21 protein-coding genes are annotated in these 20458 nt (G+C 64.1%); 15 read left to right on the top strand and 6 right to left on the bottom strand.

From position 1 onward, the window contains the following. Positions 1-6: 6 nt before the first annotated feature. From secY to rplQ, 7 genes are all read left to right on the top strand, one after another. Positions 7-1386: a preprotein translocase subunit SecY gene (gene secY, locus ACLD0W_RS16590; protein WP_410308584.1), complete on the top strand. Its 1380-nt coding sequence runs from the start codon at positions 7-9 to the stop codon at positions 1384-1386. A gap of 36 nt (positions 1387-1422) precedes the next feature. Then, positions 1423-1539 (top strand): 50S ribosomal protein L36, encoded by a 117-nt coding sequence (rpmJ, locus tag ACLD0W_RS16585; RefSeq protein ID WP_008928865.1) that lies wholly within the window; start codon positions 1423-1425, stop codon positions 1537-1539. 124 nt (positions 1540-1663) lie between these two features. After that, positions 1664-2020: a 30S ribosomal protein S13 gene (gene rpsM / locus ACLD0W_RS16580; RefSeq protein WP_138770794.1), complete on the top strand. Its 357-nt coding sequence runs from the start codon at positions 1664-1666 to the stop codon at positions 2018-2020. A gap of 22 nt (positions 2021-2042) precedes the next feature. Continuing rightward, positions 2043-2441: a 30S ribosomal protein S11 gene (rpsK, locus tag ACLD0W_RS16575; protein WP_014996090.1), complete on the top strand. Its 399-nt coding sequence runs from the start codon at positions 2043-2045 to the stop codon at positions 2439-2441. Between the two features lie 16 nt (positions 2442-2457). Beyond that, on the top strand, positions 2458-3084 hold the full coding sequence (rpsD, locus tag ACLD0W_RS16570) for a 30S ribosomal protein S4 (protein WP_204429016.1): 627 nt from the start codon (positions 2458-2460) through the stop codon (positions 3082-3084). A gap of 20 nt (positions 3085-3104) precedes the next feature. Continuing rightward, entirely contained in the window at positions 3105-4112 is a 1008-nt protein-coding gene (locus ACLD0W_RS16565) for a DNA-directed RNA polymerase subunit alpha (protein ID WP_204429013.1), read from the top strand. A gap of 20 nt (positions 4113-4132) precedes the next feature. Then, the gene (rplQ, locus tag ACLD0W_RS16560) at positions 4133-4516 is read left to right on the top strand and encodes a 50S ribosomal protein L17 (protein ID WP_204429012.1); all 384 of its coding nucleotides are present in this window, start codon (positions 4133-4135) and stop codon (positions 4514-4516) included. 178 nt (positions 4517-4694) lie between these two features. Here the strand turns inward: rplQ and ahpF are convergent, their stop codons facing one another. From ahpF to ACLD0W_RS16545, 3 genes are all read right to left on the bottom strand, one after another. Beyond that, positions 4695-6266 (bottom strand): alkyl hydroperoxide reductase subunit F, encoded by a 1572-nt coding sequence (ahpF, locus tag ACLD0W_RS16555; protein WP_410308583.1) that lies wholly within the window; start codon positions 6264-6266, stop codon positions 4695-4697. 91 nt (positions 6267-6357) lie between these two features. Next, positions 6358-6921, bottom strand: coding sequence for an alkyl hydroperoxide reductase subunit C (ahpC, locus tag ACLD0W_RS16550; RefSeq protein WP_410308582.1), 564 nt, complete (start codon positions 6919-6921; stop codon positions 6358-6360). A 121-nt stretch (positions 6922-7042) separates the two neighbouring features. Continuing rightward, positions 7043-7243: a CopG family transcriptional regulator gene (locus ACLD0W_RS16545; protein ID WP_410308581.1), complete on the bottom strand. Its 201-nt coding sequence runs from the start codon at positions 7241-7243 to the stop codon at positions 7043-7045. 137 nt (positions 7244-7380) lie between these two features. Between ACLD0W_RS16545 and dauA the strand changes: the two genes are divergently transcribed. The 3 genes from dauA (at position 7381) to ACLD0W_RS16530 (ending at position 10260) form a co-directional block, all read left to right on the top strand. Beyond that, complete coding sequence (dauA, locus tag ACLD0W_RS16540) at positions 7381-9093, top strand: C4-dicarboxylic acid transporter DauA (protein WP_410308580.1); 1713 nt, start codon at positions 7381-7383, stop codon at positions 9091-9093. A gap of 113 nt (positions 9094-9206) precedes the next feature. Further along, complete coding sequence (locus tag ACLD0W_RS16535) at positions 9207-9743, top strand: bacterioferritin (protein WP_204429002.1); 537 nt, start codon at positions 9207-9209, stop codon at positions 9741-9743. A gap of 34 nt (positions 9744-9777) precedes the next feature. Then, entirely contained in the window at positions 9778-10260 is a 483-nt protein-coding gene (locus ACLD0W_RS16530; RefSeq protein ID WP_410308579.1) for a GyrI-like domain-containing protein, read from the top strand. A 14-nt stretch (positions 10261-10274) separates the two neighbouring features. Here ACLD0W_RS16530 and ACLD0W_RS16525 read toward each other — a convergent pair whose 3' ends face one another. The 3 genes from ACLD0W_RS16525 to ACLD0W_RS16515 form a co-directional block, all read right to left on the bottom strand. Next, positions 10275-10649 carry a hypothetical protein gene (locus tag ACLD0W_RS16525; RefSeq protein WP_410308578.1) on the bottom strand — a complete coding sequence of 125 codons (375 nt, stop codon included), beginning with the start codon at positions 10647-10649 and terminating at the stop codon, positions 10275-10277. Between the two features lie 68 nt (positions 10650-10717). Continuing rightward, a complete protein-coding gene (gene uvrA, locus ACLD0W_RS16520; RefSeq protein WP_410308577.1) occupies positions 10718-13597 on the bottom strand; it encodes an excinuclease ABC subunit UvrA in 2880 nt (959 codons plus the stop codon). Between the two features lie 134 nt (positions 13598-13731). Further along, positions 13732-14379: a LuxR C-terminal-related transcriptional regulator gene (locus tag ACLD0W_RS16515; protein ID WP_410308576.1), complete on the bottom strand. Its 648-nt coding sequence runs from the start codon at positions 14377-14379 to the stop codon at positions 13732-13734. A 183-nt stretch (positions 14380-14562) separates the two neighbouring features. Between ACLD0W_RS16515 and ACLD0W_RS16510 the strand changes: the two genes are divergently transcribed. The 5 genes from ACLD0W_RS16510 to gspD all read left to right on the top strand — a co-directional run bounded on the left by ACLD0W_RS16510 (position 14563) and on the right by gspD (position 20427). After that, positions 14563-15936 carry an MFS transporter gene (locus ACLD0W_RS16510; RefSeq protein WP_410308575.1) on the top strand — a complete coding sequence of 458 codons (1374 nt, stop codon included), beginning with the start codon at positions 14563-14565 and terminating at the stop codon, positions 15934-15936. A 105-nt stretch (positions 15937-16041) separates the two neighbouring features. Beyond that, positions 16042-16569 carry a single-stranded DNA-binding protein gene (gene ssb, locus ACLD0W_RS16505; RefSeq protein WP_410308574.1) on the top strand — a complete coding sequence of 176 codons (528 nt, stop codon included), beginning with the start codon at positions 16042-16044 and terminating at the stop codon, positions 16567-16569. A gap of 15 nt (positions 16570-16584) precedes the next feature. Next, the gene (gene gspN / locus ACLD0W_RS16500) at positions 16585-17307 is read left to right on the top strand and encodes a type II secretion system protein N (protein ID WP_410308573.1); all 723 of its coding nucleotides are present in this window, start codon (positions 16585-16587) and stop codon (positions 17305-17307) included. A 161-nt stretch (positions 17308-17468) separates the two neighbouring features. Beyond that, positions 17469-18272, top strand: a complete 804-nt coding sequence (gene gspC / locus ACLD0W_RS16495) for a type II secretion system protein GspC (protein WP_410308572.1) — start codon at positions 17469-17471, stop codon at positions 18270-18272. A 7-nt stretch (positions 18273-18279) separates the two neighbouring features. After that, positions 18280-20427: a type II secretion system secretin GspD gene (gene gspD, locus ACLD0W_RS16490; RefSeq protein WP_410308571.1), complete on the top strand. Its 2148-nt coding sequence runs from the start codon at positions 18280-18282 to the stop codon at positions 20425-20427. The last annotated feature ends 31 nt before the right edge of the window (positions 20428-20458 follow it).

The raw sequence follows: 20458 nt of genomic DNA, 5'->3' as shown, positions 1-20458 counted from the left end.
GGGGTTATGGCCAAGAACCGTGCACAAACTTTGAAGAACAGCACCGGGGCCACCGGCGGCGCTACCCGTGAACTGGGGCGTCGCATTGGGTTTCTGCTGGGCGCCCTGGTGGTGTTCCGCATTGGTGCGCACATTCCGGTGCCGGGGATGAACCCGGACGCGTTGCAACAGATGTTCAACAACAACCGGGATACTATTCTTGGCCTGTTCAACATGTTCTCGGGCGGTTCGCTGGAGCGCATGAGTATTTTTGCGCTCGGCATCATGCCGTACATCACCGCGAGCATCGTGATCCAGCTGATGAGCGCCGTGGTGCCTTCTCTTGAGCAGCTGCGCAAGGAAGGGGAGCAGGGCCGTCGCAAGATCACCCAGTACACCCGCTATCTGACCGTGGTGCTGGGCCTGATTCAGTCGTTCGGCGTGGTCGCCGGGCTGAAGAGCCAGGGCATTACCCTGCTGCCGGAGGCGGCCTCCACCATGCAGGTGGCGAGCTTCTACTTCGTGGCGGTGAGCACCCTGGTAACGGGGACCGTTTTCCTGATGTGGCTGGGTGAGCAGATCACCGAGCGGGGCATCGGCAACGGCATCTCGATGCTGATTTTCGCTTCCATCGTGGCCGGTTTGCCCGGTGCGGTGGCGCAGACCTTCGAGTCCGCCCGGCAGGGCGATCTGAGTCTGCTGGCCATGCTGCTGGTATTCCTGGTGGCGGTGGCGGTGATCTTCGGCGTGGTGTTCGTGGAGCGTGGTCAACGGCGTATTACCGTCAACTACGCGCGGCGTCAGCAAGGCCGCCGGGTCTACGCGGCCCAGCAAAGCCATCTGCCGCTGAAGGTGAACATGGCGGGCGTGATTCCGGCCATCTTCGCCAGTTCGATCCTGCTGTTCCCGGCGTCCATCAGCCAGTGGTTCAGCACCAGTGATCCGGACTCCTGGTGGGGCCAGACGCTGCGCACCGTGAGTGACGCACTGCTGCCTGGCACGCCGCTGTACATTTTGCTGTTTACCCTGGCGATCGTGTTTTTCTGCTACTTCTACACGGCGCTGGTGTTCAACCCGAAAGACGTGGCGGACAACCTGAAGAAGTCCGGGGCCTATATCCCCGGTATTCGTCCCGGTGAGCAGTCCGCCCGTTATATCGATACGGTGATGGGCCGCCTGACGCTGATCGGCGCGGTTTACATGACCCTGGTCTGTCTGCTGCCCCTGGGTCTGCAGGCGGTCTGGAACGTGCCTTTCTATCTGGGCGGCACCTCCCTGCTGATCGTGGTGGTGGTGGTGATGGACTTCTGGTCGCAGGTCAACTCGCACCTGATGTCCACCCAGTACGAAAAGTTGATGAAGAAAGCCAACCTGAAAGGGTATGGCGGCACCGGTCTGGTGCGTTAACGGCCCGCGGGCCAACGGTAAAACGAGGCGAGTGCGATGAAAGTTCAGGCTTCTGTGAAGAAGATCTGCCGCAACTGCAAGGTGATCCGTCGTAAGGGTCGCGTCATGGTGATCTGCAGTGCCGAACCCCGGCACAAGCAGCGCCAGGGCTAAGGCTCTGTCGGGGCAGAACTTCTTTCCTTGGATTTGGTTGAAATTCAGTCGGTGTGACGCTAGACTCTTCCGCCTTTCGGCGCCAGAGCCTGGCACCACCGCGTTGTGAATCGGAGATATTCGGATGGCCCGTATTGCAGGCGTTAACATCCCGGACAACAAGCATACGGTGATTTCCCTCACCTATATTTTCGGGATCGGCCGCACCCGTGCCCGCAGCATCTGCGAGCAGACCGGCATCGACCCGACGGCCAAGGTTCGTGATCTGTCCGGCGACCAGCTGGACGCGATCCGCGCCGAAGTGGCCAAGGTTTCCACGGAAGGCGATCTGCGCCGGGAAATCAACATGAACATCAAGCGCTTGATGGATCTCGGCTGCAACCGCGGTATCCGTCATCGCCGCAGCCTGCCCCTGCGCGGGCAGCGCACCAAAACCAATGCCCGGACCCGCAAGGGCCCGCGGAAACCGATCCGCAAGTAAGTCCTGATTTGGATTGAGCAACATGGCTAAAGCGAAAAGAGACAGTGGCGCACGTCGGAAGAAGGTAACGCGGACCGTTGCGGACGGTATCGCGCACGTTCACGCTTCTTTCAACAACACCATCATCACCATCACCGACCGTCAGGGCAACGCGCTGTCCTGGGCGACCTCCGGTGGTGCGGGCTTCCGTGGTTCTCGTAAGAGCACCCCGTTCGCGGCGCAGGTAGCCGCCGAGAACGCGGGCAATGCCGCCAAGGACTATGGCCTGAAAAACCTGGAAGTGCGCGTGAAGGGCCCCGGCCCGGGCCGCGAGTCCTCTATTCGCGCCCTCAATGCCTGTGGCTACAAAATCACCCACATCCAGGACGTGACGCCGATTCCGCACAACGGTTGTCGTCCGCCCAAGAAGCGCCGCGTGTAACGGGAGTTAGAGCAAGATGGCAAGATACATCGGTCCCAAATGCAAGCTTTCCCGTCGTGAAGGCACTGACCTGTTCCTGAAGAGCGGTATTCGTCCGCTCGAGTCCAAGTGCAAGGCGGAACAGCCCCCGGGCCAGGCCGCTGGTGGCCGTCGCCCCGGTCGTCTGTCCGATTACGGCGTGCAGCTTCGTGAAAAACAGAAAGTCCGTCGTATGTACGGCGTGCTCGAGAAGCAGTTCCGCGGCTACTACAAGAAAGCCGCCCGCTCCCGTGGCGCCACCGGTGAGGTGCTGCTGCAGCTGCTGGAAGGTCGTCTGGACAACGTGGTTTACCGCCTTGGTTTCGGCGCCACCCGCTCCGAAGCACGTCAGCTGGTGGCCCACCGCGCCATTCTGGTCAACGGTCAGAGCGTGAACATCGCCTCCTATCAGGTCGCCCCCGGTGACGTGGTCAGCGTGCGTGAGAAGTCCAAGAACCAGCTGCGCGTGAAAAACGCCATGGAGCTGGCTCAGCAACGCGGCTTCCCGACCTGGGTGGAAGTGGACGAGAAGAAGCTCGAGGGCACGTTCAAAGCCCGCCCGGAGCGCATCGACCTGCCGGCCGAGATCAACGAAAACCTGATCGTCGAGCTGTACTCCAAGTAACGACTGCCTGAGGGATCTCTATGACCGCCGTGAACGAATTTCTCACGCCCCGCTCGATCGCGGTCAACGCGATCAGCGAGACCCACGCCAAGGTCGTTCTGGAGCCGCTGGAGCGTGGTTTCGGCCACACTCTGGGCACCTCGCTGCGCCGCATTCTGCTGTCCAGCATGCCGGGTTGCGCGATCACCGAAGTGGAGATCGAAGGCGTACAGCACGAGTACTCCTCCATCGAGGGTGTACAGGAAGATGTGATCAACATCCTCCTGAACCTGAAGGGCGTGGCCCTGAAGATGGACGATCGTGACGAAGCCACCCTGGAGCTGGTGAAGAAAGGTCCCGGTGACGTGACCGCCGACGATATCCAGCGCGATCACAGCGTGGAAATCGTCAACCCGGATCACCTGATCTGCACCATCACCGGCGACACCGAGCTGCGCGTGCGCATGAAAGTGCGTAAGGGCCGTGGCTACGAAGCCGCCGACAGCCGTCAGAATGACGACGACGAGACCCGCGGCATCGGCCGTCTGCAGCTGGACGCCAGCTACAGCCCGGTACGCCGCGTGGCCTATGTGGTGGAAGCCGCCCGGGTAGAGCAGCGCACCGACCTGGATAAGCTGGTGATCGATCTGGAAACCGACGGTACCATCGACCCGGAAGAGGCGATTCGCCGCGCGGCCACCATTCTTCAGCAACAGATCGCGGTGTTCGTCGATCTGGAGCAGGATTCCAAGCCGGAACCCAAGCAGGAACGTGAGGAAATCGATCCGATCCTGCTGCGCCCGGTGGACGATCTGGAGCTGACCGTCCGCTCCGCCAACTGTTTGAAGGCGGAGAACATCTACTACATCGGTGACCTGGTACAGCGTACCGAGGTGGAACTTCTGAAGACGCCCAACCTGGGCAAGAAGTCCCTTACCGAGATCAAGGACGTGCTGGCTTCCAAAGGCCTGTCGCTGGGCATGCGCCTGGAAAACTGGCCGCCGGTCAGCCTCCGGGACGATGACCGGCTCAACACCAAGTTGCGTTAATCGATTTTAGGAACAGAACCATGCGTCATCGCAAGAGCGGCAGAAAACTGAACCGGAACAGCTCACACCGTCAGGCCATGTTCCGCAACATGGCGGTGTCGCTGTTTGAACATGAAGCGATCAAGACCACGCTTCCCAAAGCCAAGGAACTGCGTCGGGTGGCCGAGCCCCTGATCACCCTGGCCAAGGAAGACTCCGTGGCCAACCGCCGGCTGGCGTTCGACCGCACCCGGTCGAAGGAAATGGTCGGCAAGCTGTTCAACGAGCTGGGCCCGCGCTATAAGTCCCGCCCCGGCGGCTACCTGCGCATCCTCAAGATGGGCTTCCGTGCCGGCGACAACGCCCCCATGGCGTACGTCGAGCTGGTGGATCGCCCGGAAGGCGAGGCCGTCGAAGCCGAATAAGCCCGCTGGCCGTTCAAGGTCGCGTGCTGAAACAAACCCCCGCACCGGAGACGGCGCGGGGGTTTTGTTTTGCCCGGTGTTCCGAGGTTCAGGCACGGACACCGCGGGTTCCGCCGACAAAAAAAGCCCGGCCCACTCAGGTGGGCCGGGCTTTTTGTTGCCGGTGCGGCGGTCGGGATCAGGCCGCGTTGCTGACCGAGTGTCGGATCAGGTGGTCGAAGGCGCTCAGCGCCGCCTTGGCACCTTCGCCGACCGCGATCACGATCTGCTTGTACGGCACCGTGGTCACGTCGCCGGCGGCGAACACACCGGGCACGGAGGTTTCGCCCCGCGCGTCGACGATGATCTCGCCGTGGGCGGTGAGTTCCACGCTGCCCTTGAGCCAGTCGGTGTTGGGCAGCAGGCCGATCTGCACGAACACACCCGCCAGGGCCACATTGTGCTCCTCACCGGTCTTGCGGTCCTTGTAGACCAGACCGTTGACGCGGCCGTTCTCACCAGTGATCTCGGTGGTCTGGGCGCTCACCAGCACGGTCACGTTGGGCAGGCTGTGCAGTTTCTTCTGCAGCACCGCGTCCGCGCGCAGCTTGTCGTCGAACTCCAGCAGGGTCACGTGTTTGACCACGCCGGCCAGGTCGATGGCTGCTTCCACACCGGAGTTACCGCCGCCGATCACCGCTACGTCCTTGCCCTTGAAGAGCGGACCGTCGCAGTGCGGGCAGTAGGCCACGCCCTTGCCCTGGTATTCGCTCTCGCCGGGCACGTTGATCTTGCGCCAGCGGGCGCCGGTGGCCAGCACCAGGGTTTTTGACTTGAGGCTGGCGCCGGAAGCGAAGCGCACTTCGTGCAGGCCGCCTTCCTGGGACGCGGGAATCAGCTGCTCGGCACGCTGCAGGTTCATGATGTCCACTTCGTAGCTGCGGACATGCGCTTCCAGCTGGGCGGCCAGCTTCGGCCCGTCGGTTTCCTCCACGGAGATAAAGTTCTCGATGGCGTTGGTGTCGAGCACCTGGCCGCCAAAGCGTTCCGCGGCCACGCCGGTGCGGATGCCCTTGCGCGCGGCGTAGATGGCGCTGGCCGCGCCCGCCGGGCCGCCGCCGACGACCAGGACGTCAAACGGGTCCTTGGCGTTCAGTTTCTCGGCGTCACGCTCGGCGGCGCCGGTGTCCAGCTTGGCGATGATCTCTTCCAGATCCATGCGGCCCTGGCCGAACGGTTCGCCATTCAGGAACACGCTGGGCACCGCCATCACTTCACGGCTTTCCACTTCATCCTGGAACAGGGCGCCGTCGATGGCCACGTGTTGGATGTTCGGATTGAGGACCGCCATCAGGTTCAGTGCCTGGACCACGTCCGGGCAGTTCTGGCAGGACAGGGAAAAATAGGTCTCGAACCGGAAGTCGCCTTGCAGCGCCTTCACCTGGTCGATCACCTCGTCGCTGGCCTTGGGCGGATGACCACCCACCTGCAGCAGAGCCAGTACCAGCGACGTGAATTCGTGGCCCATGGGGATGCCGGCGAAACGCAGGCTGATGTCACCGTCGATGCGATTCAGGCTGAACGAGGGCTTACGGTCGTCGTCGCCGTCCTCGCGCAGGCTGATCTTATCGGACATGCCTTCGATTTCGTGCAGCAGCTCCGACAGTTCCCTGGATTTGTCGCCATCGTCCAGGGACGCCACCATTTCAAACGGTTGCGTGATGCGCTCCATGTAGGATTGCAATTGGGTTTTCAGATTGGCGTCCAGCATGCCGGTCTCCATGAACTAAAAAGAAATAGGGGGTAGGGCGGAAGAGGCCCGGGCGCGCGGCCCGGGCCGGAATCACACGGTCAGAGCGTGATCAGATCTTGCCAACCAGATCCAGGGACGGTGCCAGGGTCTTTTCGCCTTCTTTCCACTTGGCGGGGCACACTTCGCCCGGATGGGCGCGTACGTATTGAGCGGCTTTCACTTTGCGCAGCAGGTCGGAAGCGTCACGGCCGATGCCTTCGGCGGTGATTTCCAGAGCCTGGATCACGCCGTCGGGATCGACGATGAAGGTACCACGGTTGGCCAGGCCTTCGTTTTCACGCAGCACTTCGAAGTTGCGGCTGATGGTCGCGGTGGGATCACCGATCATGGTGTACTTGATCTTGCCGATGGTTTCGGAGCTGTCGTGCCACGCTTTGTGGGTGAAGTGGGTGTCGGTGGAAACAGAGTAGATCTCCACGCCCATCTTCTGGAACTCTTCGTAGTGGTCAGCCACGTCACCCAGCTCGGTGGGGCATACGAAGGTGAAGTCGGCCGGGTAGAAGAAGAACACCGCCCAGTTGCCTTTGACGTCGGCGTCGCTCACTTCGATGAACTTGCCATCTTTGAACGCCTGGGCCTTGAACGGTTTGATTTCGGTGTTGATTACAGACATGTCGTAAAGCTCCTTTTGAGAGTGGTCAACGTGACACCCCCTAAGATAGGGGTGAAGGTGTGATATTAATAATGGATTGCGGAAATAATCATGATTGGTGTCTCCTATCGGCGGATTCACCTCAATCGTCGCCCTCCTTGGTCCGCAATGCCGCCTCCGCGTCGTCCATCCATTCGTCGCCGAGCTGCTGCTGAACGTAATCCCGGATGAACTGCCGTACCTTCTGGGACGGCGTGACGTCTTCCCGGGCGCAGAGCTGCTCGAACACCGCCTTCTTGCGCGGATCGATCAGCAAAGTCAGGCGGGCGGTGCGTTTTTCCACGGTGCCTCCGGTCAGCGGTCGCGGGTGGGTGCCCGGCACTATGTTAATTTCGATATGTTAATTCGATTAACATATGATTCGGGTCTCATTGCAATATAATGCCGGCCTGTCGTTTTTCAACCGGGTGGGGGCCGTCCATGTCGCATCGAGCGCACCTTTTTTCCCTGCGTCCCGCCCATGCGCTGCGCGAGAGCCTGGCCGAGGGCTATGACCGGCGGCGACTGGGCCGGGACCTCACCGCGGGCCTGACCGTGGGGCTGATCGCCATTCCCCTGTCCATGGCGCTGGCCATCGCCAGCGGCGTGGCGCCGCAGTATGGCCTCTACACCGCCATCGTGGGCGGTTTTCTGATTGCCCTGCTGGGCGGTTCGCGCTTCAGCATCTCCGGCCCCACCGCCGCCTTCGTGGTGATTCTCTACCCGGTGGCCCAGAGCCATGGCCTCACCGGCTTGTTGCTGGCCACCATGATGGCCGGCGTGATGCTGGTGGCGATGGCCATTCTGCGGCTGGGCCGGCTGATCGAATACATTCCGCCACCGGTGACCCTGGGCTTCACCGCCGGCATCGCGGTGGTGATCGCCACCCTGCAGATCAAGGATTTTCTGGGGCTGCCGCTGGACCAACTGCCGGAGTCCTACCCCGGTAAGCTGGTCGCCCTGGCCGGGGCACTGCCGGGTCTGGACCCGGCCAGCCTGGCGGTGGCGGCGGCCACGCTGGTTACCCTGCTGGCCTGGCCGCGCCTGAGAACGCCACTGCCGCCGCATCTGCCGGCGGTGCTGGTGGGCGCCCTGCTGGCCTTGTGGCTGAATCGGATGGGGGCCGAGGTGCCTACCATCGCGTCGCGCTTTCATTACGTCCTGGACAACGGCCTGAGCGGCCAGGGTATTCCGTCGGTGCTGCCGGAACTGGCCTGGCCCTGGGCCCGCCACGGTGAGCCGTTGCCCTGGGGCGAGCTCGGCCGCCTGGTGGTGACCCTGGTGCCCACCGCCTTCGCCATCGCCATGCTCGGTGCCATCGAGTCACTGCTCTGCGCGGTGGTACTGGACGGCATGACCGGCCGGCGCCACAGCGCCAACAGCGAATTGCTGGGGCAGGGCATCGGCAATCTGGTGGTGCCCCTGTTCGGGGGCATCACCGCCACCGCCGCCCTGGCCCGTTCCGCCGCCAACTATAAGGCCGGCGCGCAAACGCCGGTGGCGGCCATGGTGCATGCCCTGGTGGTGCTGCTGGCGATGGTCGCCCTGGCCCGCTGGCTGGGCTATCTGCCCATGCCCGCCATGGCGGCGCTGTTGATGCTGGTGGCCTGGAACATGAGTGAGGCGCCCAAGGCGGTGAAGCTGGTGCGGCGGGCGCCGCTGGGCGATGTGCTGGTGTTCCTGACCTGCTTCGCGCTGACCGTGCTGGTGGACATGGTGGTGGCCATCACCGTGGGGGTGCTGCTGGCGTCGGTGCTGTTCGTGCGCGAAATCGCCGCCATGACCCGGGTGGCCGACATCACCACCTCGGCACGGGTGCGCGCCTATGACCCGCCGGCGGACTGGGCGGTGTTCAAGATCAGCGGCGCGCTGTTCTTCGCCGCCGCCGACCGGGTGTTCGCCGAGCTGGCGGAGCTGGCCGGCGAGCGCCGGATGCTGGTGCTGTATATGGACGGGGTGCCGGTGATGGACGCCGGTGGCCTGGCCGCCCTGCAGGGCTTTCTGGCCCGCTGCGAACAGGCCGGCACCCGGGTGCGGATCGCCGATCTGCAGTTCCAGCCGCTCAAGGCCCTGGCCCGGGCCGGCCAGGAATCGCGGCCGGACACCTGCACCTTCCATTCCACTCTGGACGATGCTTTGCGCGTGCCGGCCTGAGTCGCCGGCTTTACGCGATTTTGCGATTCGGACTCTTGTTTTCCAGACCTGTCGGCGGCATCACTAAGGGATACCCCATACCCCTTTTTCGATCACGCACGCAGGGAGAAATCATGAGTGAAAAACAACCTTTCCTGACCGACATAAAGACCATCCGTGAGCGCGCCCGCAATCATATCGAGCAGGGCGCGGTAACCGCCGGCTACGCCGCCGACCGGGAAACCGTGCTCAAACTCCTCAACGAGGCGCTGGCCACCGAGATTGTCTGCACCCTGCGTTACAAGCGGCACTACTACATGGCGGACGGCCTGAACGCGAAAATCGCCGCCGATGAATTTCTCGAGCACGCCCAGCAGGAGCAGCAGCACGCCGACTGGCTGGCCGAACGCATCGTGCAACTGGGTGGCGAGCCGAATTTCTCACCGGAGGGCCTGCAAAGCCGCAGTCACGCCGAATACGTGGCCGGTGACACGCTCAAGGAGATGGTGAAGGAAGACCTGATCGCCGAGCGCATCGCCATCGACAGCTATCGCGAAATCGCCACCTATCTGGGCGACAAGGACCCCACCACCCGCCGCATCATGGAAGAGATCCTGGCTCAGGAAGAAGAGCACGCCGACGATATGGCGGCGATTCTCGAAGCCCTCTGAGGCTGAACCACCGATGCCCGGACACCAAGAATCAATGGAGGAACGCCGAGTGATCAAGCCGGAACGAGAACGCCGCCACGGCAAAACCGTGGCGGGCATCCAGGTGCGCACCAACAAGGAGCGCGAACTGCAACCGGAGGATGCACAGCTGGACCGGCTGTGGGAGAAATTCAACGACGAGGGGCTGGCGGATTCGATCCCCGACAAGGCCGCCGGCTCTCCGGTGTATGGTGTCTACACGGAATACGACAACGGCGCCGATGGCGATTACAGCGTTCTGGCCGGTGTCGAGGTGACCGACGAAACCAAGGTGCCGGACGAGTTCGCCACCCTCACCCTGGAAGCCGGCGAATACCTGGTATTTCATGGTGATCGCGCCGGGCCGGACGCCGCCATGGAGATCTGGGGCAAGGTCTGGCATTACTTTGAGACGGAAGACGCCCCCCAACGCGCCTTTCTGACCGACTACGAGGTCCACGAAGCGGACCGCGTCACCCTGTACGTGGGCATCAAGTAAGGCGGACCCGCCTGTCAGCCGCCGCGTACCCGGCGGCCCCGGTAGATAATGGTCTTTTCCGGCCCGCTGTCTTCCGAGGCCCCGGGCTCCGCCGGCGGGTCGGGCAGCGGCTGGCCCCGGTACATGCGCCGTGTCGGGGGCCGCTCAGCGGGGGGCGCCGCTTCACTCTCCGGCATCGCCTCGTCCGCTTCCTCATCAATCTGCTTGATCAAACGTCTGAGTTCCGCCGAACCACTGCGCCCGGCGTAGTCGTTGAGCGCTTCGCGCAGCCTTGGATCGGTAAGGGCCAGCTTGACCCCGAATTCATCGCGGATCAGCCGGCGACACTGGTTCACCAGAGTCACCACCCGATAGTGCATCAACCAATGGGCGTTGATTCCCCCGCTCATGGTCCCTCCATGACGTCGTCCCGGACCCGGAAGAACCAAGCAGCTTCCGTGCCAGAGCGGGGGGCGGGCTATTTTCCGGCCCGGCGCGCCGCCGCTTTTTTCTTCCTGGCGGCGGGGCGTTGGGCGGCGCCCAGCATCGGTTTGAGGAAGCGGCCGGTGTGGCTGCCCTTGGTGTCCGCCACCTGTTCCGGGGTGCCCTCGGCGATGATGCGGCCGCCGCCGTCGCCCCCCTCCGGGCCCAGGTCGATGAGCCAGTCGGCGGTCTTGATCACATCGAGATTGTGCTCGATCACCACGATGGTGTTGCCGTGGTCCCGCAGCCGGTTGAGCACGTCCAGCAGCAGCTGGATATCCTGGAAGTGCAGGCCGGTGGTGGGCTCGTCGAGAATGTACAAGGTGCTGCCGGTGTCCCGCCGGGACAGCTCCCGGGCCAGTTTGACCCGCTGGGCCTCGCCACCGGACAGGGTGGTGGCCGCCTGGCCCAGCTTGATGTAGCTGAGCCCCACATCGAGCAGGGTCTGCAGGCGGCGCTGCAGCGCCGGCACCGCGTCGAAGAATTCGCGGGCCTCCTCGATGGTCATCTCCAGGACTTCGTAGATGTTCTTGCCCTTGTAGGTGACTTCCAGGGTCTCCCGGTTGTAGCGGCGGCCGTCACAGACCTCGCAGGGTACGTAGATGTCCGGCAGAAAGTGCATTTCCACCTTGATCACGCCGTCGCCCTGGCAGGCCTCGCAGCGGCCGCCCTTGACGTTGAAGCTGAAGCGGCCCGGCTTGTAGCCCCGCGCCCGCGCCTCCTGGGTGCCGGCGAACAGCTCCCGCACCGGTGTGAAAATGCCGGTGTAGGTGGCCGGGTTGGAGCGCGGCGTGCGACCGATGGGGCTCTGGTCGATGTCCACCACCTTGTCCAGGTGCTCCAGCCCCTCCAGCTTTTCGTGGGGGCCGGCTTTCAGGGTGGACGCCTTGTTCAGCTTGGTGGCGGCCAGCGGGTAGAGGGTGTGGTTGATCAGGGTGGACTTGCCGGATCCGGACACCCCGGTAATACAGGTGAACAGGCCCAGTGGCACGTTCAGCGGGTCGCCCTTGAGATTGTTGCCGGTGGCGCCGAACAGGGTCAGCCACTGGTCCTTCTCGTTCCCGTGGCGGCGCTCCGGCACCGCGATGCGCTTGCGGCCGGAGAGGTAGTCGCCGGTCAGCGAATCCTTGTTGGCGGCCACCTGCCTGGCGGTGCCCTGGGCCACCACGCGGCCGCCGTGGACGCCGGCCCCGGGGCCGATGTCGATCACATAGTCGGCGGTGCGGATGGCGTCCTCGTCGTGCTCCACCACCAGCACGGTATTGCCCAGATCGCGCAGTCGGGTCAGGGTATTGAGCAGTCGCTCATTGTCGCGCTGGTGCAGGCCGATGGAGGGTTCGTCGAGCACGTACATCACCCCGACCAGGCCGGCGCCGATCTGGCTGGCCAGCCGGATGCGCTGGGCCTCGCCGCCGGACAGGGTTTCGGCGCTGCGCTCCAGGGTCAGGTATTCCAGGCCCACGTTGACCAGGAACTGCAGCCGGTCGCGGATTTCCTTGAGGATCTTCTCGGCGATCTCGCCACGGCTGCCGCTCAGCTTGAGGTTGTCGAAGTGGGAGAACGCCTTGCCCACCGCCAGGCGCACCACCTCGGGGAGCGTGGTCTCATTGATATAGACATGGCGGGCCGCCTCGCGCAGCCGGGAGCCATCGCAGCTGGGGCAGGTGGAGGTGGACAGGTAACCGGCCAGCTCCTCGCGCACCGCCTCGGACTCGGTGTCCCGGTAGCGGCGCTCCATATTGGGCAGGATCCCCTCGAACGGGTGGTTGCGCTTGATGATGTCGCCGCGCTCGTTGAGGTAGCGGAACTCCACGTTGTCCTTGCCGGTGCCGTACAGAATCTTGCGGCGGGTGGCCTTGGGCAGCTTTTTGAACGGCTGGTCCATGTCGAAGTCCAGGCTCTGCGCCAGCGCATTGAGCATCTGGAAGTAGTAGACGTTGCGCCGGTCCCAGCCACGGATCGCCCCCTCCGCCAGGGACAGCTCGTCGCTGGTGATCACCTTGTCCTCGTCGAAGAACTGCTTCACCCCCAGGCCGTCACAGCTGGGGCAGGCACCGGCCGGGTTGTTGAACGAGAACAGGCGCGGCTCCAGTTCCGGGATCGAGTAGCCGCAATGGGGGCAGGCGAACTTGGCGGAGAAGGTGGTTTCCTCGCCGTCGCCGTCCATGGGCGCGATCACCGCGATGTCGTCGGCCAGATTCAGGGCGGTTTCGAAGGACTCCGCCAGGCGGTTCTGCAGGTCGCCACGGACCTTGAAGCGATCCACCACCACTTCGATGGTGTGCTTCTTGTTCTTGTCCAGGCTGGGAGCCTCGTCCAGATCGTGGATGCGACCGTTCACCCGGGCGCGGATAAAGCCCTGGGCGCGCAACTCGTCGAACAGGTTCAGATGCTCGCCTTTCTTCTCGCGGATCACCGGCGCCAGCAGCATCAGCTTGCTGCCTTCCTCCATGGCCAGCACCTGGTCGACCATCTGGCTGATGGTCTGGGCCGCCAGCGGGGCGCCATGCTCGGGACAGCGGGGCTCGCCCACCCGCGCGAACAGCAGCCGCAGATAGTCGTAAATCTCGGTGATGGTGCCCACCGTGGAACGCGGGTTGTGGCTGGTGGATTTCTGCTCGATGGAAATGGCCGGGCTGAGGCCCTCGATGTGGTCCACATCGGGCTTTTCCATCATCGACAGGAACTGCCGGGCGTAGGTGGACAGCGACTCCACATAACGGCGCTGGCCCTCGGCGTACAAAGTATCGAACGCCAGGGAGGATTTGCCGGACCCGGACAGCCCGGTGATCACCACCAGCTTGTCGCGGGGGATGTCGAGATCCACGTTTTTCAGGTTATGGGTGCGCGCGCCCCGAACCAGAATGGTATCCATGAGATGGCGAGCCCTCGGCTACTGTCAAAATGAACAGTGCAGTATAGGCGAAAGATCGTGAAGGGGAAAAGAAAGGTCGACGCTGCGGGAACGTCCGGCGGGGGGAACCGGACGGCGGGCCGGACAGCCCGTGATCAGAGGTTTTCCTGGGCCCAGTTCACCGCTTGCAGGCGATTGGAGGCGTTGATCTTTTTGAAAATGTTGTAAATGTGGGTCTTGATGGTGTGCGGGCTGAGGTTGAGCACCTTGGCGATCTCGGAATTCTTGGCGCCGGTGGCCATCACCTTGAGCACCTCGATCTCCCGGTCGGTCAGATTGACCTCGTTACGCGCGAACGTTTTGTTGAAGGCCCGGCTTTTGACCAGATATTGCTGCAAAACCTTGCGCGGGAACCAGAGCTCGCCCTTGAACATGGCCTTGATGCCCTTGGTCAGCAGATCCTGGGGGCAATCGTGCTGGAAGCCGCCGTTGACCATGGGCAGCCCGGCCAGCCGGGTCAGGTCGTCGTCATGGTCCACATTGAACACGCCGATGAGGATTTCGTTCTCGATGCGACGGTCCACATCCATCAGGCGGGTGATCACCTGGTTGACGTCCACGGAGTGAAAGTCCACCAGGAACAGGTTCTGTTCCACGCCGCCCACGTCGTGTTCGTCCACCTGATCCACGGATTTCACCGCCATGGCGGGGATCGAGGCTTTATCGAGAAATTCGGTCAGCAGCGCATTCTGCAGGTGCTGGCCACCCACTACATACACTCTTTGTGCAGTCAGATTGTTCATTCATTCGTCCATGACACAACCCGGAGAGCCCGGGGGGCTAAGAAGAAAAACTGAATCAAGTCATCAATTTATCACCGCTTTCACGGGGGTTCAATTTACTATCGACAGCGATTTGCACGTCACCCCGCCGTCCTGGAATCTGCTACACTTCCCGCCCATTTCTCGTAGCACCGACCCTCGACCATGACGGACGCTTCCCGGGCCGCCCTGCGGCGCACCGAACTGACCACCACCGGCTCCCTGGCGGCGATCTTCGCGCTGCGCATGTTCGGGCTGTTCATGATCCTTCCGGTTTTCGCGGTTTACGGCACCGGCCTGGAAGGCGCCACACCGCTGTTGATCGGCACCGCCATCGGCGCCTATGGCCTGATGCAGGCGATCCTGCAGATTCCCTTCGGCATGCTGTCCGACCGCTTCGGCCGCCGCCCGTTGCTGCTGGCTGGCCTGTTGCTGTTCGTCGCCGGCGGCGCGGTGGCGGCGCTCAGCGACACCATTTACGGGGTGATTATGGGTCGTGCCCTGCAGGGCGCCGGCGCCATCGCCAGCGTGATCATGGCGCTGATCGGTGATGTGGTCAGCGAGCGCCACCGCACCCGCGCCATGGCCCTGATCGGCATGTCGGTGGGCGCTTCCTTTATCCTGGCGCTGATTCTGGGGCCGGTGCTGGCCCATTGGCTGGGCCTGAGCGGTCTGTTCTGGCTTACCGTGGTGCTGGGCACCCTGGCCATGGGCGTGGCCTTCTCGGTGCCGTCGCCCCAGGTGCGCGCCAGTGAGCCTCTGCCGGCCCGGCTGCGTTTCCGCCGGGTGCTGGGGGATCGCAATCTGCGCCGCCTGGATCTGGGCATCATGGTGCTGCACCTGACCATGACCGCCTCGTTCGTGGTGCTGCCGCAGTTGCTCAAGCACCGCCTCGGGCTGGACCTGGACCAGCACAGCCTGCTGTATCTGGCGGTGCTGGTGAGCAGCTTTCTGGCCATGGTGCCGCTGATCATCGCCGCCGAGCGGCGTGGCGCCCTGCCGGTGAAGCGCGCCGCGGTGTGCCTGCTGATCGTCGCCGAGGTGCTGCTGGCCCTGGCCGGGCAGACCCTGTGGCACTTCGTGCTGGCCCTGTTCGTCTATTTCATGGCCTTCAACCTGCTGGAGGCCCTGTTGCCGTCCCTGGTGGGGCGGGCGGCGCCGGCCGGTACCCGGGGCACCGCCATGGGCGTCTATTCCACCAGCCAGTTCCTGGGCGTGTTCATCGGCGGCCAGTTGGGCGGCGCTCTCTATCAATGGGTGGGGGCCGAGGCGGTGTTTCTGGGCTGCGCCGGTCTGGCGGTGGTCTGGCTGCTGTATCTGTGGGGCATGGGCGAATTGCCCAAGCTGGATAACCGGGTGGTGCACCTGGGCCGTCAGCAGGACCCCACCCAGGCGGCCAGCCGGCTGCGCGCCATCCCCGGCGTGCTGGAGGCGGTGGTGGTGGCCGAGCAGCGGCTGGCCCTGCTCAAGGTCGATAACAGCGAGCTCGATGAACAGGCTCTGGAGGCCCTGGCCGGCGAGGTGCGGGAGCCGTCCTGACCGGGGGTTACTCCGGGCCGCGTAAAGCTGCACAATATCCGGTCTGCATACATAACCGCACCGGCGCGTCGCCGGTGGTCGTCCGAACGTAGGGAGCGAACAGCCATGGCACGAGGCGTCAATAAAGTCATTTTGATCGGCAATCTGGGCGCCGATCCGGAAACCCGGTTCATGCCCAGCGGCGGGGCCGTCACCAACATCCGCCTGGCCACCAGCGAAACCTGGAAGGATCGTCAGAGTGGCCAGATGCAGGAACGCACCGAATGGCACCGGGTGGTGTTCTTCAACAAACTGGGCGAGATCGCCGGTGAGTATTTGAAGAAGGGCTCCAAGGTGTACGTGGAAGGCTCCATCTGTACCCGCAAATGGCAGGGTCAGGACGGCCAGGACCGCTACACCACCGAAATCGTCGCCAACGAGATGCAGATGCTCGACGGTCGCGGTGGCGCCGGCGGCGGCGGCGACTACCAGGGTGGCGGCCAGGGCGGTTACGGCAACCAGGGCAACGACTACTACGACCAGAGCCCCGGCCAGGGCGGTGGTCAGCAGGGTGGCCAGCAGAAGGCGCCGGCCAATCAAGGCGGTGGGTTCAGCGGCCCGGCGGACGATTTCGACGACGATATTCCGTTCTAAATTCCGGGGGAAGTCATGCGGCGCTGGATAGCCCTGGGGGCGGTGTTCGTCATCAGTTTGTTGGTGTGCCTGGTGGCCTTGATGCCGGCGGCGGTGCTGGTGGATCGCCTGCCGGCTCTGCGTCCCGGCGGTGCCCCGCTGGTACTGTCCGGGGCCCGTGGCCCCTGGTGGGATGGCCAGGTGCGGGCGCGCTGGCGCAACCGTAACGGGGATCTGGCCTGGACACTGGACTGGCACGGTTTGACGCCCGGCCTGCAACTGTCCATGGTAAGCGACGGTCTCAGCGCCGACGGCTGGCTGGGTGCCGCCTGGGGCGACTGGCGCCTGGAACAGTGGCGCGCCACCGTGCCGGTGGCGCCGTTCAGCGCCGAGGTTCCGCAGGGCAACGCCGACGGCACCGTGAATCTGACCTTGATGACGCTGGAACTCGCGGAACAGGCCGTGGTCGATGCCAAAGGAACGCTGACGTACAGCGGCGGCACCGTGACCTGGGGCCGCGATGGCGCCGCCGAGGTGCCGCCCCTGGACGGGCGCCTGGCCATGGTCGACGGAGCACCGGAGCTGGAAGTCACCGGACCGCGGCAACAACAATTGGTGCACGCACGGCTGGATAATCAGAAACTGAACGTGCAAGTGCGCCGGGCCTGGCCCCAACTGCTCGGGGTCAGTCAGGGCGGCGACCCGTCCGACGTGGTGTTTCGCATGAGCCGCCCCTTGACTCTGGGGCAGTCCGGCTGAGTTTCGTCGGATAATATGGGGGTCACACTGGCGCGCCTAGAATGCGCCGTGGCACCCGCCCGGCCGCGGATGGAATAACAGGGCCGGGATAACGATAAGCGGGATTGAAGGACTTTATGATTCAGTGGGCCCGGAGGGGAAACCGGCAACGATGGGAGCGGGTGGCACGCGCGGTGCTGGCGCTGTTGTTGGTGGTGGTTCTCGCCTATTTGATCGCTCAGACCATCTGGCTGCTTTGGTACGGTCCGCAGGATGCGTTGTCCGGCTCGGATCTGCGCCGGGTCGCCGTCAATGGCGGCGCCCAGCAGAGCGCCGCGCTGTCCTCGTCCCAGGTGCAGCGCTGGGGGCTGTTCGGCGCCTATCAGGCCGAACCCCAGGCCGAGCAGCGCCCAGTGGACGCCCCCGAGACGCGGCTGAGCCTGGAGTTGCTGGGCCTGTTCCAAACCCGTGATCGCGGCAAATCGTCGGCGATCATCGCCGAGCGGGGCGGCGACGCCCAGCTGTATCACATCGGCGATGGCATCCCCGGCAACGCCTCCCTCGAGGAAATCTATCCGGACCGGGTGATTCTCAAACGCCAGGGGCGTTTCGAGACGCTCCGTCTGAATGAATTGAAAGGCCTGGCCGGCGGCGTCACCCAGGTGACCGAACCGGAGCCACGCAGCCCGGCGCCCAGCCCGGAGACCGATCTGGCTCAGCAGCGCACCGCGCTGATCCGTCAGCTGGGCCTGCAACCGGTCAGCGACGGCGGCACTGAAGGTTACAAGATCGGCGACCGCGCCCCCAAGCAGCTGATCGAGCAGGTGGGATTGCAGCCCGGGGACGTGGTGGCGTCGGTGAACGGCTATCCGCTGGGCTCCGAGGAAAGCGATCTGGCTGCTTTGCAGTCGTATATGGAGAGCCAGTCGGCCGTCATCGTCGTGCAGCGCGGCGAACAGGAATTTACCGTGAACTATCCACCGTGAGATGCCTATGAAGTCGGCTCTGAAAACAATAATCGCAGTAGTGGCACTCAGCTTCACGCTCAGTGTGCATGCCCAGGAACAGGCCTCGGTGGAGGCGACCGGCGATGGCAAAACCTGGACGGTGAATATCCGCAACGCGGATATCCAGGCGTTCATCAACCAGGTGGCGCAGATGACCGGCAAGAACTTCGTGGTGGATCCACGGGTACGGGCCCGGGACGTCACCGTGATTTCCAACCAGCCGCTCACCGCCAGCGAGGTCTACGAGCTGTTTCTCTCGGTGCTGCAGGTGCACGGTTACGCGGCGGTGCCGGCGGGCAACGGCGTGATCAAGATCGTTACCAACACCACCGCCAAGCAGAGCAACCTGCCGCTCACCCAGAACGCCGGCAGCGTGGACGGCGAGGAACTGATCACCCAGGTGATCACGGTGGACAATTCGCCGGTGGAAGAACTGGTGCCGGTGCTGCGACCGCTGGTGCCGCAATATGGTCATCTGGCGGCGGTGGGCTCCGCCAATGCCCTGATCATCAGTGACCACGCCGACAATATTCAGCGCATGCGGGCCATTATCGGCAGCCTGGACAGCGCGGAAAGCGACGAGCTGGAAATCGTGCAGCTGGAACACGCGTTCGCCGGCAACATGGTGGCGCTGCTGGAAGAATTGACCAAGGCCGACGCCGCCGGCGGCAACAACCGCCGCCGTGGCCTGCAGGGCGGGGCCACGGTGATCGCCGACGAACGCACCAACCGTCTGATCGTCAAGGGCGACCGGGGTACCCGGGCACGCCTGATCCCGCTGATCCGCCAGCTGGACACCCCCTCCAGCGCCGCCGGCGGCGTGCAGGTGGTGCGGCTCAGCCACGGTGACTCGGAACAGATGGCCGAGCTGCTGAAGAACTTCGCCGCCGGCGCCTCCGCGGTGCGCCAGGGTGGCGAGGGCAGCGCGGGCGGCGCGGCGGCGCGCACCGTCTCCGACGCCGACGCCCGGGTTTCCATTCAGGCCGACACCTCGCTGAACGCGCTGGTGATTCGCGCCGAGCCGGAAATGATGAAGGAACTGCAGTCGGTGATCAGTCAGCTCGACGTGCGCCGCGCCCAGATCCTGATCGAGGCCGCCATCGTCGAGGTCACCGGCGACAAAGCCAGCTCCCTGGGCTTCCAGTACGTGGCCGGTGATCTGAACAACGGCATCGGCGCGGTCAACTTTGGCGGCGACGGCGTCAGCATCAACTCCCTGCTGCAGGCGGTGATCACCGAGGACCCGTCGAACATTTCCCTGGGCGACGGCATCACCGCCGGCATCGGCGAAACCGACGCCGATGGCGATATCCAGTGGGGCGCGCTGATTCAGGCGCTGGCCTCCACCACCAACACCAACCTGCTGTCCACCCCCAGCATCCTGACCCTGGACAACCAGGAAGCCTCGATCATCGTCGGTGAGAACGTGCCGTTCGTCACCGGCCAGGCCTCCAGCACCGGCTCCGGCGTGTCCAACCCGTTCACCACCATCCAGCGCGAGGACGTGGGCCTGACCCTGAAGGTCACCCCCCATGTGGCCGGCCTGGATACCGTGCGGTTGGAACTGGAGCAGGAAACCTCGGCGGTGAAGGATTCCATCGGTGAGGCGGTGGACATCGTCACCACCAAACGCAAGCTGACCACCACGGTGCTGGCGGACGACGGCGAGACCATCGCCCTGGGTGGCCTGATCAACGACGACGTGCAGGAAACCGTGCGCAAGGTGCCGCTGCTGGGCGACATCCCGCTGCTGGGTGTGCTGTTCCGCTCCACCAGCAAGCAGCACATCAAGCGCAACCTGATGGTGTTCATCAAACCCACGGTGCTGGCCAGCAACGACCGGCTGGTGGACATGACCCGCGAGAAATACATGGGCGTCACCGCCATGCAGTTCCGGGTCAACGAGCAGGGCGATCTGGTACGCGAAGTGAAGTTCCCGCTGCCCACCCGGGCGGACCGTCTGTTCCAGGGCCGTTCGCCGGTGTCCGACGACTATCGCCGGGCCTATGAGGCGGAGCAGAGCAAGTCGGTGGAGGAGTCCGCCGCGCCGCCCACGTCCGGCCCGGTCACCGACACCGACAGCGCGCTGCCGGAGCAAGAGGCGCCGGCGGCCAGCCGGCCCGAGGAACAGTGATCCACCGCACCGGCGCCCGAGGGCGCCGGTG

Source organism: Alloalcanivorax sp. C16-1, assembly GCF_046507805.1.
GTDB lineage: Bacteria > Pseudomonadota > Gammaproteobacteria > Pseudomonadales > Alcanivoracaceae > Alloalcanivorax.
The sequence above is the reverse complement of the archived record's forward strand: the minus strand, read 5'-3'. Positions and strand labels throughout refer to the sequence as shown.